The 14178-nt window shown below is 56.4% G+C and carries 15 protein-coding genes and 1 tRNA gene; 6 read left to right on the forward strand and 10 right to left on the reverse strand.

Features of this window, described 5'->3' with window-relative positions:
* Window positions 1–45: 45 nt before the first annotated feature.
* Both BW919_RS04760 and BW919_RS04765 read right to left on the reverse strand, forming a co-directional pair.
* Window positions 46–1050 carry a 7-cyano-7-deazaguanine synthase gene (locus tag BW919_RS04760; protein WP_198324565.1) on the reverse strand — a complete coding sequence of 335 codons (1005 nt, stop codon included), beginning with the start codon at window positions 1048–1050 and terminating at the stop codon, window positions 46–48.
* Window positions 1043–2758, reverse strand: coding sequence for a glutamate--tRNA ligase (locus BW919_RS04765; protein ID WP_088335897.1), 1716 nt, complete (start codon window positions 2756–2758; stop codon window positions 1043–1045). Before BW919_RS04765 ends, BW919_RS04760 begins: the two co-directional genes overlap by 8 nt.
* A gap of 252 nt (window positions 2759–3010) precedes the next feature.
* On the opposite strand from BW919_RS04765, the gene BW919_RS04770 reads away from it, so the two are divergent.
* A tRNA-Lys gene (locus BW919_RS04770) sits at window positions 3011–3088 on the forward strand.
* A 126-nt stretch (window positions 3089–3214) separates the two neighbouring features.
* On the opposite strand, the gene argS is transcribed toward BW919_RS04770, so the two are convergent.
* Together argS and prf1 are read right to left on the reverse strand one after the other, a co-directional pair.
* Window positions 3215–4993 carry an arginine--tRNA ligase gene (gene argS / locus BW919_RS04775; protein ID WP_088335898.1) on the reverse strand — a complete coding sequence of 593 codons (1779 nt, stop codon included), beginning with the start codon at window positions 4991–4993 and terminating at the stop codon, window positions 3215–3217.
* 15 nt (window positions 4994–5008) lie between these two features.
* On the reverse strand, window positions 5009–6238 hold the full coding sequence (gene prf1, locus BW919_RS04780; RefSeq protein WP_088336499.1) for a peptide chain release factor aRF-1: 1230 nt from the start codon (window positions 6236–6238) through the stop codon (window positions 5009–5011).
* A 27-nt stretch (window positions 6239–6265) separates the two neighbouring features.
* On the opposite strand from prf1, the gene pyrH reads away from it, so the two are divergent.
* Together pyrH and BW919_RS08140 are read left to right on the forward strand one after the other, a co-directional pair.
* Window positions 6266–6937, forward strand: a complete 672-nt coding sequence (gene pyrH, locus BW919_RS04785; protein WP_088335899.1) for a UMP kinase — start codon at window positions 6266–6268, stop codon at window positions 6935–6937.
* A gap of 6 nt (window positions 6938–6943) precedes the next feature.
* A complete protein-coding gene (locus BW919_RS08140) occupies window positions 6944–7135 on the forward strand; it encodes a DUF2116 family Zn-ribbon domain-containing protein (protein WP_088335900.1) in 192 nt (63 codons plus the stop codon).
* Here BW919_RS08140 and BW919_RS04795 read toward each other — a convergent pair.
* Genes BW919_RS04795 through uppS form a run of 6 tightly spaced genes read right to left on the reverse strand, consistent with a single transcriptional unit; the run spans window position 7103 to window position 11312 of the window.
* On the reverse strand, window positions 7103–7849 hold the full coding sequence (locus BW919_RS04795) for an RsmD family RNA methyltransferase (RefSeq protein WP_088335901.1): 747 nt from the start codon (window positions 7847–7849) through the stop codon (window positions 7103–7105). The two genes, BW919_RS08140 and BW919_RS04795, sit on opposite strands and share 33 nt — an antisense overlap.
* The gene (locus BW919_RS04800; RefSeq protein ID WP_088335902.1) at window positions 7846–8385 is read right to left on the reverse strand and encodes a TIGR00288 family NYN domain-containing protein; all 540 of its coding nucleotides are present in this window, start codon (window positions 8383–8385) and stop codon (window positions 7846–7848) included. The genes BW919_RS04795 and BW919_RS04800 overlap by 4 nt, the downstream gene beginning before the upstream one ends.
* Before the next feature lie 21 nt (window positions 8386–8406).
* Window positions 8407–9165, reverse strand: a complete 759-nt coding sequence (locus BW919_RS04805; RefSeq protein WP_088335903.1) for a hypothetical protein — start codon at window positions 9163–9165, stop codon at window positions 8407–8409.
* The gene (locus BW919_RS04810; RefSeq protein WP_088335904.1) at window positions 9107–9451 is read right to left on the reverse strand and encodes a hypothetical protein; all 345 of its coding nucleotides are present in this window, start codon (window positions 9449–9451) and stop codon (window positions 9107–9109) included. The genes BW919_RS04805 and BW919_RS04810 overlap by 59 nt, the downstream gene beginning before the upstream one ends.
* Complete coding sequence (locus BW919_RS04815) at window positions 9448–10563, reverse strand: PhoH family protein (RefSeq protein WP_088335905.1); 1116 nt, start codon at window positions 10561–10563, stop codon at window positions 9448–9450. Before BW919_RS04815 ends, BW919_RS04810 begins: the two co-directional genes overlap by 4 nt.
* An 11-nt stretch (window positions 10564–10574) precedes the next feature.
* On the reverse strand, window positions 10575–11312 hold the full coding sequence (gene uppS / locus BW919_RS04820) for a polyprenyl diphosphate synthase (RefSeq protein WP_088336500.1): 738 nt from the start codon (window positions 11310–11312) through the stop codon (window positions 10575–10577).
* 121 nt (window positions 11313–11433) lie between these two features.
* Here uppS and BW919_RS04825 point away from each other — a divergent pair, with 121 nt between their 5' ends.
* The 3 genes from BW919_RS04825 (at window position 11434) to BW919_RS04835 (ending at window position 14173) form a co-directional block, all read left to right on the forward strand.
* On the forward strand, window positions 11434–11928 hold the full coding sequence (locus tag BW919_RS04825; protein WP_088335906.1) for a metallophosphoesterase: 495 nt from the start codon (window positions 11434–11436) through the stop codon (window positions 11926–11928).
* Between the two features lie 306 nt (window positions 11929–12234).
* Window positions 12235–13257 (forward strand): RsmB/NOP family class I SAM-dependent RNA methyltransferase, encoded by a 1023-nt coding sequence (locus BW919_RS04830; protein WP_088335907.1) that lies wholly within the window; start codon window positions 12235–12237, stop codon window positions 13255–13257.
* Window positions 13202–14173 (forward strand): flippase-like domain-containing protein, encoded by a 972-nt coding sequence (locus BW919_RS04835; protein ID WP_157666058.1) that lies wholly within the window; start codon window positions 13202–13204, stop codon window positions 14171–14173. Before BW919_RS04830 ends, BW919_RS04835 begins: the two co-directional genes overlap by 56 nt.
* Window positions 14174–14178 lie beyond the last annotated feature (5 nt).

Genomic DNA, 14178 nt, shown 5'->3' on the forward strand with positions numbered 1-14178 from the left:
CCCCACCGAGGGGCTGGGGACGTGGTGAGTTGAACTTGTCGGGGATCACGGTCGCGCTCCCGGTATCGTTCGACCGTACTCGGCTAGTATCGACCTCATGAGCTTTTTAACGTCGTGAAGAAGTCGCTCGGCTTCCTTCCCGTCGCCGGTCGCTAACCGTACGAACGCTTCGATATCGATGTTTTCCAATCTGTCGTCGATTTTCCCGTACTCCGACATTACGAAGTACAGTTGCGCGAACCTCTCCCTCCGCTCGACCCTGTTAAGTGTTCCGTGTACCAGCGACTTCAGGGCTTGACGTGCGTACATGAGTAGCCGGTATGTGAGGTCTCGGACGATTTCGTCTTCATCTCTAGGTCCGTCCGGGATACCGTTTGGGAACGCTGCTTTCTCTTCCAACCCCAGGATCTCCAGCACACGTTCCGGGTCCTTCTCCGGAGTTTCCGTCTCCCGGAGGTACGCTAGGGCTTCTTTAGGTGTCGCCACACCTTCCAGCATGATAGTACATGCGCGACCAGTCAGTGGATTGTACCCGACCTCCTCTATGAACCTGTGCACGCCGTACGGACGGATCGGACACGTGTACTCGGGGTTGAACCAGCTCAAACCGCTCACGATATCGCGGATGTCCTCCCATGTCCACCGACGGAGTGCCGGGTACCGGACCACGGTGATCCCCGGAGGGTAGGGATGGGTCGTACGCCTCCCGAATTTCCCGCGGAGCTCGTGACCGGTGAGGACAGTTGCGTATCCTAGTTCACGGGCGCGAAGGCACGCGGCGGTCAGGACGCTTCTACCACACTTCGTACATATAGGGTGTCCTTCCTTCAGAGCTCGCGCGAACCATTCTCGAAGTCGTAGCTTGACCACCTCGTGATCCACTCCGACGTGTTCCGCAGCTCTTCGGGCGTTCTCTAAACACGCCTTATCGGTAAACTCGTGGACTACTGTTATGGCTGCCTTAACGTTCCACCTGTCGGCGGCGTCTATCAGCGTTGCCACACTGTCCTTGCCGCCGGAAAGTGCTATGCTGGAGGGGTGGCTAGTCATGTGCGTATACGGCCCTAACTCCACCGCTGGAGACTTCTTCGAGTCGGACGAAGTACAGCCGTTCGAACTGAACGGTGTTGCCGGCCTGTTCGCGCTCAACATTAATTTCGGCGTATCCCCTCTCGACGCTACCGTCCGGGCGTACGACTTCGCACCGTACTGCCTGGTCGGGCGGTACCCAGTGGACGATTTGAGCACCTGCCTCTCTCGCGGTCCGGTAATCATCGCTGTGATACCTACCTCGCAACCATCCGTCTCCGACTTCCTCAATCTCGACGTTGATTGCGTTCATCAGCCGAACTACGTCTCCTTCCCACAGATCTTCTGCGTCTTCACTGTCCAACAGTGCTCGGGCCACGCCGTTCTCAGGGTGTAGAATTAACACCCTTTCCCCTTCATCCCGATCTGGGTGTAGAGGCAGTTGGGCCAGGACCGACTCCTTCATCCCTTCGATCCGTAGTTCGACCGGATCACGAACGAAGAAGTACCGGTGAGACTCAGGGTCGATCATCTTACGGTTCCGAGCGTAGAGATGTTCCCAGCTGAACGTCGCGTCCACGTCGGTTAAGCCGATCTCGAGGATGGTCTTACGTATTGCTTCCGGCCTGATACCTCGACGTCGGAGGGCGCGTAAGGTAGCCACTCGGACGTCATCCCACCCGGTGTACTTCCCTGAATCGATCCCACGACGGATCTCGGAGGTGCTTAGCACAGCACCTTCAACCTTCAGAATCCCGTAGTGAACGTATTCCGGAGTCTCCCACCCCAGGTGCTCGAATACGTACTTCTGACGTCGTGTGTTGGATTCGTGATCCTTCCCGCGAAGTACATGCGTGATGTTCATGAGATGATCGTCCACAGCGACGGCGAAGTTCATCGTCGGCCACACGAGGTAACGAGAACCTGTTATCGGGTGCTCTTTTTCGACGATCCTGAACGCTACCCACTCCCTCACCGCAGGATCCGGGTGATCAACTTCAGTTTTAACCCGTACGACGGCTTCTCCTTCCGAGAAAGCACCGTCTAACATCTCTTCCCAGAGCTCAAGGTTTTCCCTCCTATCCCGAGAGCGGCACGGGCAAGCTTGTCCCGCGTCGCGGAGCCTCCGAAACTCGTCTGGATCACAGGTACAAACGTATGCCCCTCCCCGCTCTAGTAGATCCTCGCAGACCATGTAATACAGTTCTACTCTGTTAGATTGAATGTACCGTTCGTCGATGTTAACTCCGAGCCAATCCAGATCCTCCTCGATCATGTCGTAGGCTTCAGGATCCACGCGACGCGGGTCGGTGTCTTCAATCCGGAGGACTAACGTACCGTCGTACCTTCTAGCGTACTCGTCGTTAAGCACTGCGGCACGGGCGTGACCCATGTGGAGGGGACCTGAAGGATTCGGCGCGAACCGGAGGCGGACGTTCCCCGGTTCAGCTCCGGGAAGAGGTTTGAGTCCTTCCTTGCCCCGGACTTCGTCTTCGCGCGGTCCTCCGAGTTCTTCCAGCTCGCGTCTGATTTCTTCCTCGGACATTCGGTTGATTTCGCGAATCACTTCTTTGACGGTCTTCAGGACATCTTTCGCCCTAGGACGTAGCTCTTCGTGCTCTTTCATGATCTTCTTCATCACCGCGTTTGGATTCGCCTTTCCACCGTACCGGGCCGCGTTTTCCAGAGCGTACCTACGGACGAGATCTCGAAGTTCCCTCTCCTCCACGGTTCATTCTCCCCGAAGATAACCAGTGAGGGGGTGTCCCCCGTCCTCCGGCCCCGGGATCACCGACAGGCGACGGCCTTCTCCCCCGGGGGACCCAGACGGGAGTCATCTTTTGCGAAGTCTGGCCCCCTGAGCACCGCCGACTCATTAGCTCCTTAATTACGTTCTCCCCGTGACGGAGAGTCGAGGTATCGGGCTCGATCCAGACCCGAAATTTCTATATAGGTCCTTGAGGGTGATCCGGTTCGGGTCGGGCCGGCAGCTCAGTCTGGCTAGAGCGCGGGACTTTTAATCCCGTGGTCCCGGGTTCAAATCCCGGCCGGCCCACCAAACAATTCAATTGTTATAAAAACCATAACATTTGAACAGAGATCGGCAATGCTCCGTGGTGAATTTCATGCCATGGGTACAATCGTCACGATTTCCATAACAACTGGATTGGGGGAAGGAGTCACATTACATCCGCTCCAGCGTCGGAATTCCGAGCAGATTCATCAGATTCTCCGCCACGATCGTGAATGCCTCTACGAGCTTCAGTCGCGCCTTCCGGATCTCGTCTTCTTCGACGTGTAGCACGGGAACCTCCTCGTAGAACGTGTGAAACGCCTTCGCTAGATCGTACGCGTACTCGGCGAGGATGTCCGGGCGCCGCTTGCGCACGCACTGGACTACGTGTCGTGGGAACTTTGACATCTTGAGGATCAACTCGAACGAGTGATCGTCGTCCAAGTACGCTGCATCGAAGCGGTTCACCTCCTCGTCTGCCTTTCGGAGGATCGACTTGGCCCTCGCGTAAGCGTACTGGATAAACGGTCCACCACGACGGAAGTCGAGGGCTTCATCCCAGTCGAACTCGATCGGTTTGTTGGGACTCACTCTGGCGATAGCGAAGCGTACGGCCCCTATGGCGATCTCCTCCGCGATCTTCTCTCGCTCCTCGTCGCTAAGTTCCTCCGCCACACCCGCTGCCTTCATCTTCTCGAGTGCGCGCTCCTTGGCCTCCTCCAGGAACTCGTCGAGCGTCACGTATCTACCCTTTCTAGTAGACATCGATCCTTCCGGCAGACGAATGAACTCGTAAAACACCACGTCGATACGGTCGGGGTTTTCCTCGAGCATGTCCAGTACGGCCCGTAGCTGTTCGACTGCTAACTTGTGATCCGCTCCTAACACGTCCACCACGAACGTGGCTCGTCCGAGCTTCCAGAGGTGGTAGGCGATGTCACGGGTGGTGTACAGTGTAGTGCCATCGCTGCGCGTGAGTACGAGCTCCTTGTCAATTCCGTAGTCTTCCAGGTCGACTACCACGGCTCCATCCTCGCGCTCCTCCGCGACTCCCATATCCAGCAGCTTCTCCACGATCTCCAGTGCATCACGTGCGAACTCGCTTTCGTACACGAATCGGTCATGTGCTACCCGGAGGCGCTCCAGCGTTTGGATGTGCCCTCTCAGACACTCCTCTACTACGGTCTGGAACGCGTCGGCGATGCGCTCCGCCCGAGATTCTTCTTCCACCAGGTAACGTTCATACGATCTCAGGAACCTCTCAACTACTTCCTCCAGTTCGGGATCTTCCTCGATCTCACGTGCGGCTTCGGTGTACAGTTTACCGAAGAACTCATCGGGTTTTTCGCTCTCAGGTACTTCGGGTCGCCCTTCCTTTATGTACTTCCACGCGAGCATCGCGATCTGCTTACCCATATCGTTCACGTAATACTGCACTTCCACTCCGTAGTTCGTGAAGACCATGCACCTCGCTAGGATGTCCCCGATGACAGCGTTTCTACCGTGTCCAATGTGCAAAGGACCGTTGGGGTTCGCGCTAGTGTGCTCCAAGATTACTGGGCGACCCATACCGAGGTCGAGCGATCCGTACTCTTCTCCGTAGTAGAATATTGACCTGAGCGTCAGCGCCGCGTACTGGGACCTGTCGAACTTCAAATTGATGAAGCCTGGGTCTTCCACCCATGCTTTTTCCACGAACACCACGTCGTCTAGGTCAGACTCCTCGACGATCGTTTCGGCCAGCTCTCTGGGGTTCTCGTCAAGCTCTTTGGCTAGGGAGAGTGCCACCGGAGTGGCCAGATCGGCATCCTCGACGGGTGGGGCTTCGTCAATGGGGACTTCTATCAGCTCGTCTACTTCGTACACGGACGAGATCGCGTCCCGGATCGACGTTCTTATGGTGCGAATTGTAACCGAAAACGGGTCACGAGGTGTGGTTTCCTCGGCCAACGTGGGCGAACCCCTTCACTTGGGTCGGAACCTGAGCAGGGCTCCGAGTCCCCTGAACGCGTTATAAAACTGAGCGCCCTCTTCGGTCTCGGTTGAGATGATCTCGACGTTGGATCCCATCTGTTCGGCCAGTTCCACGTAGTAATCTACTATATCTCTGATTTCTTCCACGTTGAGCTCTGCTTCCCCACATTTCGGACACTCTTCCACGTATTTCTTCGCCTCGCCTTTCTCCTTCACCGTAACGATGTTCTTGTGCCCGCACTCCGGACATCGTAGGGTTGCCTTGTACCCCTCAAGACTCTCGGAAACCAGCAGTACCTCTACGGCGCCCATTTTGAGGAGTTCGTCAACTTCCTCTCCATACGCCGCGAGCTCACCGTTCACAGCCTCATCCATGAATTTTCGCACGAGGCGCTTCTCCCGGACTAGCTCGACCTCCTTAAGCGCTTCTTCTGCTTTGTTCAGGGCCTCCCGGAGCCCGGACTCGTCAGTGTTGCCGACGTCCACTACGGTGAGTACCTTTTCCTTCAGGTCCTTGGGGAGGTAGTCACCGTCCAGGAACTCCTCCTTCGTGGGACCCGGACCTCCGACGATGATCCCCTTCAGATCTTTCACGTCTTCGAAAGCCTCGCGGGCGGCTTCTCCCACCTTCTGGTAAAACTCGTGGGCGGCGTGCTCGATCAGCCGGTCGAACCTACGCTGAGATTGACCTCCGGCCTTGTGCTTGCCAGGTACGTCGGACGTTAGCCTCTTCACGGGTTCGATTCTCTTACCCTTCACGAGACCTATTGTGGCTTCCCGGCGATCCATTACCAGAATTCCGTAGACGTCCTTCTCTTCGAGGTATTCCTTGAGGGGTTCCAGGTAGAATTTCGAGTCACACCAGTAGATGAATCGGTCCACGGGCTCGGGCGGTTCGATCAGCTCAGCGACCATCTTCTCTTTGGTACCATCCTGGACGACACCAGCGAGAACTACGAGTCCGTTTTCCGGGGTTTCTCCGACCATCTTGAGACGCTGCATCACGACCTCGATAGCTGATTGGACGTTCTTTCTGGTGCGTTTGCTCTTGATGTTGCTGGCTTGAGAGTACTCCTCCCGCATCTGAGCGATGACGTCGCTCAGACGTTTCTCCGGTGGAATGTAAATCGTGATGAGTTCGGTGCCTTGTCCGCGCAGGTTTTCCAGTTTCTCTATCATCTTCCTGAACCTATATCTTTCGACCGTGGACGATTCGGCCAGCGTGAACACCCCCCGGGGTGAGATAGCATGTATTCGGTCGTAGCGCTGGGGGGCTCGGTTGTAAACGTGGATAAACCTGAACGCATCAAGGAAACCGCCGAAATCTTGCGAAATGGGCTCAATTCCGGACTGAAGATATGCGTCGTCGTCGGTGGTGGGCCAACCGCTCGTCGGTACATAAACGTAGCGCGAAATCTCGGGACACCGGAAACTCTACTTGACGAGATGGGTATCGCCGTTACCCGGCTGAACGCGATGCTTCTAGGGGCAGCGTTGGGTCTGCACGATCTGCACGTGCCTGAGACCCCAGCAGAAGCCGCGAGAGTAGTCCAGCAAAACGGTGTGGCAGTCTGCGGTGGTACACATCCCGGCCATACAACCGACGCCGTAGCGGCCATGATCGCGGAGCTGCTCGAGAGTCCTCTCGTCATCGTCACTAACGTTGATGGAGTGTACGATAAAGACCCCAGCGAACCAGATGCACGCAAGCTTCGGGAGCTGAAGCCTGAGGAGCTGGAAGAACTGGCAGTTCGCGCTGAGCTTAAGGCTGGTGGAAGCTTCGTGGTGGATCCCCTCGCCGCCAAGATGATAAGAAGGGGTCAAATCGTCACGCACGTGGTCTCGTGGGAGGACTTCCGGTCCCGCGGGTTGGAGAACGTGGTTCGAGGTTGTCATAACGGGACGATAATCGAGGGGTGAAGGGTTTTGGCGGAGCACGTACCTCCCCACTCCCACTGTATCGTTTGTGGTGCTGCAATCCCTGAAGGGGAGCGATTTTGCAGCGAGAAGTGCCGAAGGGAATACGAACGTAGGAGAAAGAGGGCGGCGACGATTCAGTGGGTGATTGCAGGAATTCTCATAGCTCTAGGCGTGGTCCTGATGCTTAGGGGTGTGTGAGCGGAGTGAAGTCAACCCAGCTCCGCGAACGCCGATCAACACGTCACCGGGTGTTGGGAGCTCGAGGACGGGACAGAACACATCGCTGCCACCCGCGATTGTCCCTCCGTATTCCACCCAAGTAAAGAACTCGTATCCCGGCTCCGGAGTTTCGTACTCGAACTTTTCTGGGATGGACTTATCGGTCCGGATTACCTCTAGTGGTTCAATATCTTCCGGGAGACCAGACCGATATCTCAGCGTCCTAGGCGGTCGGCCGATGGGATTCGCCCCAATCCGCACTTCCTGTGGTACGATATTCGGTTCATATTTTTCGAGAACGGTGTTGATGACGGGTACGAACTTTTCCTCTAGGAGCAGAGTGTCGATCATCTCGCATGCTACCACATCGGCGTTCACGTCCACCTCCTGCGCGTCTCCTATCACTACCTCCCATTCCACGTCGCGTGGGACGTGTTTCCTGAGGTTCTTCTCGAGAAGTCTGGCTCGTTTGGGGTTCTTCTCCACGGCGATAACGCGCTCGGCGCCAGCGTGGGCTGCGACCACCGATAATGGTCCTGTACCAGCTCCAAGGTCCGCGAAGGTGCCCTCTACGACTTCCGCCACCATTGAGGTGAAGACAGAAACGCGTCTTACGTCACGGAGCAGGTCGAGCTGGTAAGAATCTACCAACAGCTCGAACTTGCCTACCGGAGTTCTTATGGTTTTAATCATTCATCACTCACCGCAGCCTCAGCTTCTTCAGGGCTTTCTTCTTTCTCTTCTGCTTCCCTCTCCTTGCGCGGTTTAAGCTTAATTACATAATCTGCCGCATTTTGTAGTGCTGTACTAAATCCTGGATCTGCTCCTATTACAATGGTGACTTTACCCTGTTCTTTTGCTTTTGCTATAATCGGAAGAAAGTCAGTATCACGCGTCATTAGTGCGATTGCGTCGACGTTATCGCTGTAGATAAGTTCCATTGCCTCGACCGCTAAGTACACATCAACGTCTCCCGGAATCACTCTAGGAACAAAACCCTGGTTGGCCACAGCTTCAATAAGTTTGTCCGAAGCGTATTGGTTCAGGAACGCCAATCCTACTCTAATATTACCCAATTCTTCGACTAATTCTCTGACCTCTTTCAAACTGACATCGAACTCCTTACGGAGCATATTCGGCCCGTCAATCAGCATTGCAATGTCAAGATTGCCCCGTTTAGCTTTTCTCTTGATTACACCACTCATATAATCTTTGACCGTATCGAGCAACCCATCACCACCTCCAGTCGGTTAACGTGTTGAGTTCTCGGGTTCATAGACTCTCAATTTGCACTCTCCACCGGGAGAGAAGTGGTAGGGGAACTCTTCCACTACGGCCGCATCTACTACCCCCTGTCGCGTCAGCACGGCTGCAAGGTGGGGACACGACTGAGAGTAAAGCATTACAGGTCCTTTATGAGAAGCTAGGAACCTGCGCAGCGAACCGTTGGATAGCACCATTCCCGTAGAGAGCAGTACGGATTCACAGAACTTTATATTCCTCTCGACCCTGAGACGTGGGTCCTCGTCAACGATTTGAATGAGTATTCCGCGATCCAGTAGTTCTCGCGCTATATGGGTGGAATATCCCACCAGAATCACCTCGTCACCGAGCTTTTCGGCGGTGTCGGCGATGATCTTCGCTCGGAGGGTGACAGCTCTGTCGTAGTCCTTGGGCAGGTTGATCTCCTCCTCAGGCTCTACGTTCTCCGCGCTCGCCACCGCATCGAGGGCTGCACCTCGGACCTGAGGCTCCTGAAACCTACGCCACACTTCCTTCAGACTTAGCCCAAGTATCTCCCGGAGTCGGAGGCATTTCTCAGGGTAAAGTGACGCTCCTTCCAACCCTCTTTCCGTTTTGATTAGCGTAACAATATCGTCGTGGACGCGATCTCCACCGGGTGGTCTCCTGTATCCTTCCAGAGCGAGTGCCGCCGCTATTCGATCGTTCTTACCCTCCGCTATCAGCTCCCTTATTACCCTCGAATAGAGCTTCCAGCGCCTCTTCATCGCACTCACCCGATCCTGACCTGCTTCCGACATGTACTTCGACGCGACCGTAGTCCCGAAGGGCTCTCTTAACTGGAACTTCCGGGTCACCTTCACCTCGGACGTCCACTAGGATCACGTACTCCACGGCTCGGAAGGTCCCGATGATGTCGGATCCTCGGGTTGCTCGCACCGACAATACGTCGAACCCGGCACGTCTCAGAGCTTCGGATACCTCTTCCTCGAGCTTTCGCTCAGGAACTGGTTTGTGAGAAAGGAGGTGCACGTCGACCATCAGCTCGCTCAAGCCCGCTCGACCTCCAGTCCCATCCCAAGTAGTTCCTGTAGAACCTCCTCGACGTACCGCGCGTACCTGCCCCGCTGTCCCATGAACGGTCCGAAGTCCTTCTGGTCGATCCACACCTTCAGGTTCGGTCCTGCTATGTCCACGTCTACGATACGCTCTCCTATCCACGGTACCGGGTGGATATCCGCTATGAAGTCGACGAAGTCTAGGGTAAGGTGCGTCACGACGATCCTCATGTTCGTCTCCGCCTCTATTCTATCGATACGCTCACCTCCCGTCCCTACGACGCGACCTACGTGGCCTTCCTTGGTGACGATCACCGCCTGCGGAACGTTCTCGGTCTTGATCTCGAGGTCCTCCGCGATCGGTTCCACGTAGAGTACAGTCAGCACGTCGGCGTCCGGTGCCTCGACTTGGACCACGTCCATGATCTCCCGTTCCACGTCGTTCATCTCCCTGTTACGGACTCTGATCTCCAGCTGTAGGTGCACACCCCGCTCAGCACCGGGACGCACGATATCCCTCGTCCCCAGGTCCACGACTTCAGCCTTGGGTTCCTCGGCCAAGACCTCACGCATCACGGTGGCTCCGCACCGGTCGATGTCGATGTCCTTCTGGAGCACCGGATCACCTGTAATCAGGAGCCGTGAGTTGTGACCCATTCTCGCCAACACCTCACCCGCGTTCTCTGGCATCATGTTCTGGACTTCATCCAGTAGTATCACGGCGTCGTCGAACGTGCGTCCACGGACGAAGTGCGTATCCACAATCATGATCTTGCCCTCGTCCACTAACTGCTGGAGCTCGTCCCGCCCGGTGAACCGCGAAAGCACGTCCATGACCGGGGTAACTACCATCTCTTCGAACTTCTCGGGCAAGTCCGCGGAGCTCATCTCTTGCTTGGTGGCCACGTCGACGAGTGGACGGGTCACTATGAACCGGTCGTATTCACCCTCCATCACGGCCTGCACGCCATACGCCGCACAGAACAGGGTCTTACCGGTGCCCGTGGGGCCGAACACGGCTACTATCTCATTCTCCTCGTTTAGCAGCGCTTCGACTAGTCGCTCCTGTCCTTCGGTCTGCGGCTCTACACCCATCAATTCTTCCATTCCTTTCCCCCCTACCGTCCGAATCTTCTTTCACGCTTCTGGAATTCACGGATCGCGCGCAGCAGGTCAATCTTCCGAAACTCAGGCCAATAGACGTCCACAAAGTACAGCTCGGAGTACGCGGAGTACCAGAGCAGGAAGTTGCTAAGCCTTTCCTCACCACTGGTTCTTATGATCAGCTCCGGATCCGGAAGATCTCCCACGTATACGTACTTTCTGAACGTTCCTTCATCGATCTCATCGGGTTCGAGCCGGCCGACTTTCACGTCGTGCGCTATCTCGCGGACCGCGTCGACGATCTCCTGCCTACCACCGTAGGCTACGGCGACGTTCAGGAACTTGTCCTTGTACTCCTTAGTGGCGCGTTCTGCCTTTTTGATCGCTCTGCGGACACGGGTAGGGAGAAGATGGAGCCTCCCGACGGCACGGACGGCGACCTTTCGTCGATGGATCCGCTCGCTCTCCGCGAGTGCCTTAAACCGCTCTTCCATGAGGTCGAAGAGCCGCTTGAGCTCTTCCTTCGGTCGGTTCAGGTTCTCGGTAGACAGCGCATAAACGGTAACAGCCTTAACACCTAAGTCGAGGCACCACTCCAACACGTCCTCGAGCTTGTCGGCTCCGTACCGATGACCTTCCCACGGTTCCAACCCAAGCTCTCGGGCGAACCTTCTGTTTCCGTCCATAATGATGCCTACATGCTCGGGAATTCTTCCTTCCTTCACTTTCTCCTCAAGTATTCTCTCGTACATCTTATATACCGGCTTAAGCGAGACGTGAACGGCCTGCCGCAGCACGCGGCGAGGGTTCACCCTGGTGACACGTTCCAAAACTTCGGGTAACCTTCCTCACCCCCTCTAAGGGGGATTCACGATGATCGGGATCTTGTCGGACACCCACGACAACCTGAAGGCCATCGAACGGCTTGCTAAAGAGCTGAACGAGGCGAACGTTGAGGTAGTTCTCCATGCGGGTGACTACGTGGCTCCCTTCACCCTCCCTGTGCTCGCGAAGGTTGAGTGTGACGAGTTTATAGGGGTTTTTGGAAACAACGACGGCGAGCGTGACTATTTACGCGAAAAGGCGGAGGAAGTGGGGTTCGAGCTGGTCGGCGAGGTCTTCACGGGTGAGATCTTGGGTTTCCGAGTGGCCATGGTCCACGGCACCGAAGAGGCCGTAGTCGAGGCCCTCGCCCACTGTGGTGAGTACGACCTGGTAGTTTACGGCCACACTCACGAACCGGATAAGCGCGTGATCGGAGACACGCTCGTGGTCAATCCCGGGGAGGTGTGTGGGTACGTCACCGGGCGTCGAACGGCCGCGCTGCTCGACCCCGATGAAAAGAAGGTAGAGTTCGTCGAGTTCTGACCCGACATGCCCGATGAAGATCACGGCCTTCACCTGAGACGTGACGAGATCCACCCGAGCTGAGGGGATACTTCTATCCTCCGAAAGGCGGAACTCGATGACCCGCGACTCGCGCACGTACTCCGTGAGCGCGTAGCCGACTACCCCTCGCTGCTAGCCGCCCTCCGAACACCGGTTCGGTGCTACACGCTCCGGGTTAACACTCTGAAAGCGGATCCGGAGGATGTCGTTGAATCCCTAGCCTCTGATCTTCCCGATCGAGAGGTTAGAAAGTCCCCTTACTCCGAGTACGCAGTCGAGGTCGAGGTGAAAGGACCGTACCCCGTAGAGAGGAACCACCACGTCGTGATCGCTGACAAATTCGCGGCTGAGAGCGTCTACATGGGGGCGGATCTCTACGCTCCTGGGGTGGTGCAAGCGGATCCCGACATCCGTAGAGGTGACCGCGTGACTGTGATCTCGGAACGCGGGCATCCGGTCGCATCCGGTGAGGCAGTACTCCAGGGACGTGAGATGGAAAAACGGGACCGAGGTACTGCCGTTCGCGTCGATCGCTCCACCTTCAGTGCCCCAAAAATCCGGAAGACCGAAGCATACCGACGTGGTTGGGTGTATTCCCAAGGTCTGCCCTCCATCTTGGCCGTAGAGGCCCTGTCTCCGGAGCCTGGCGAAACCGTGGTCGACCTCTGTGCGGCTCCGGGTGGGAAGTGTTCTCACGTGGCTCAGATTACTGGCCCGGGGTCCAAGATAATAGCTATCGACCGCTCCGCACCACGACTTGAACGGATGAAAGCTCAACTCCGTCGCCTGGGTATCGACTGGGTCGAGACCGTACACGGGGACGCCAGGAAGATCGTCAGGAGGCTGCGGGGAACGGCAGACGTTGTCCTCGTCGACCCGCCTTGCACCGCTTTGGGTGTCAGGCCGAAACTCTGGGTCGAGGCGACCTACGAGGAGGCACTCGGGCTACCGTCTTACCAGTATTCGCTACTCAGAGCCGGATACGAGGTCCTTAAGGAAGGTGGAAAACTCCTGTACTCCACGTGCACTCTCACGACCACCGAAAACGAACTCGTGGTCGAACGCGCGATACGGGAGCTAAACCTTGAGCCCGAGACGCCGGTGCTTCGACCAGCCAGACGCTCAGGTCATGGCGCTGTCTTCCTACCCCATCGTGCGGATGTTCCTGGATTCTTCTACGCAGTACTCATTAAGGAAGGAGGGAGTCGACGTCGTGTCCGACGGTGTCATGAAGCGACGGGTAATACCGGCGATGGCGGCGGGTGTAGCCGTTGTCCTCATCATGATCTTATCGTTCGATCCTCGTAAGATCCTCACTGTAATCGCGAGAACGGAGCCGCGGCTGTTCGCGCTCGCCGCCTGTATCCAGATAGTTGACCTACTGCTGTGGGCGCTGCGATGGCACCTAATGTTAGTAAGAGTCGGGGTAAAGGCACCGTTCCGCCTAGTCTTCACGGTCAATAATGTCTCGATGCTCGTGAACAACATCACCCCGAGCGCCAGGAGCGGCGGCGAGCCACTCCGTGTGTACCTGCTGGCTCGTATGGCCAGGTATCGGGCGCGTGATATCGCCTCCTCTGTCGTCATCGATAGAGTTCTAGATTACTTTCCCCTGACTTTACTACTACTGCTGAGTGCCTTCCTAATCGCGGGAAGCGGAGGAAGAGACGGAATTTTCGTCATCCTACTCGGTGGTGTGTCTTTCCTTACAGCCGCCTTGATACTGTCGCTTCGGCTCTTAGCGAGTGAGCGATACGTGCATAGGGTCGCTCGAGGGGTTCTCCGGCTCCTGTCCCGTGTATCTCGTCGCGTACGTGCACGTCGCCGGTGGGAGGAGCTTGATGAGTGGGTGGAAAGGTTCGTGAAGCAGCTTCGAGAACTCCTCCAGGATCGTCGCACGCTGATTCAAGGTACTCTGGTATCGGCTGCAGTGTGGGGTTGTGAGATCCTCAGGACATACGTCGTGTTTTTATCGTTGGGACGCGAGGTGCCTCTACCAGTTATCGTGGTATCGTTCACGGTCTCGATGTTCGCTGGTATCCTACCGTTACTTCCCGGTGGACTTGGGCTGGTGGAAATATCAACTGCTTCGGTTTACAGGCTTTGGGGGATCGACCCGGGAACCAGCGCTGCGGCTGCACTACTAGACAGGCTGATCTCGTATTGGATGGTGAACGCGATCGGCGTGATCAGTCTTTTACGTATTTCACGGCGAGAAAGGTAAGGAGG

This window comes from Methanopyrus sp. KOL6, assembly GCF_002201915.1.
In the GTDB taxonomy this organism is placed as follows: Archaea; JAADCQ01; Methanopyri; order Methanopyrales; family Methanopyraceae; genus Methanopyrus.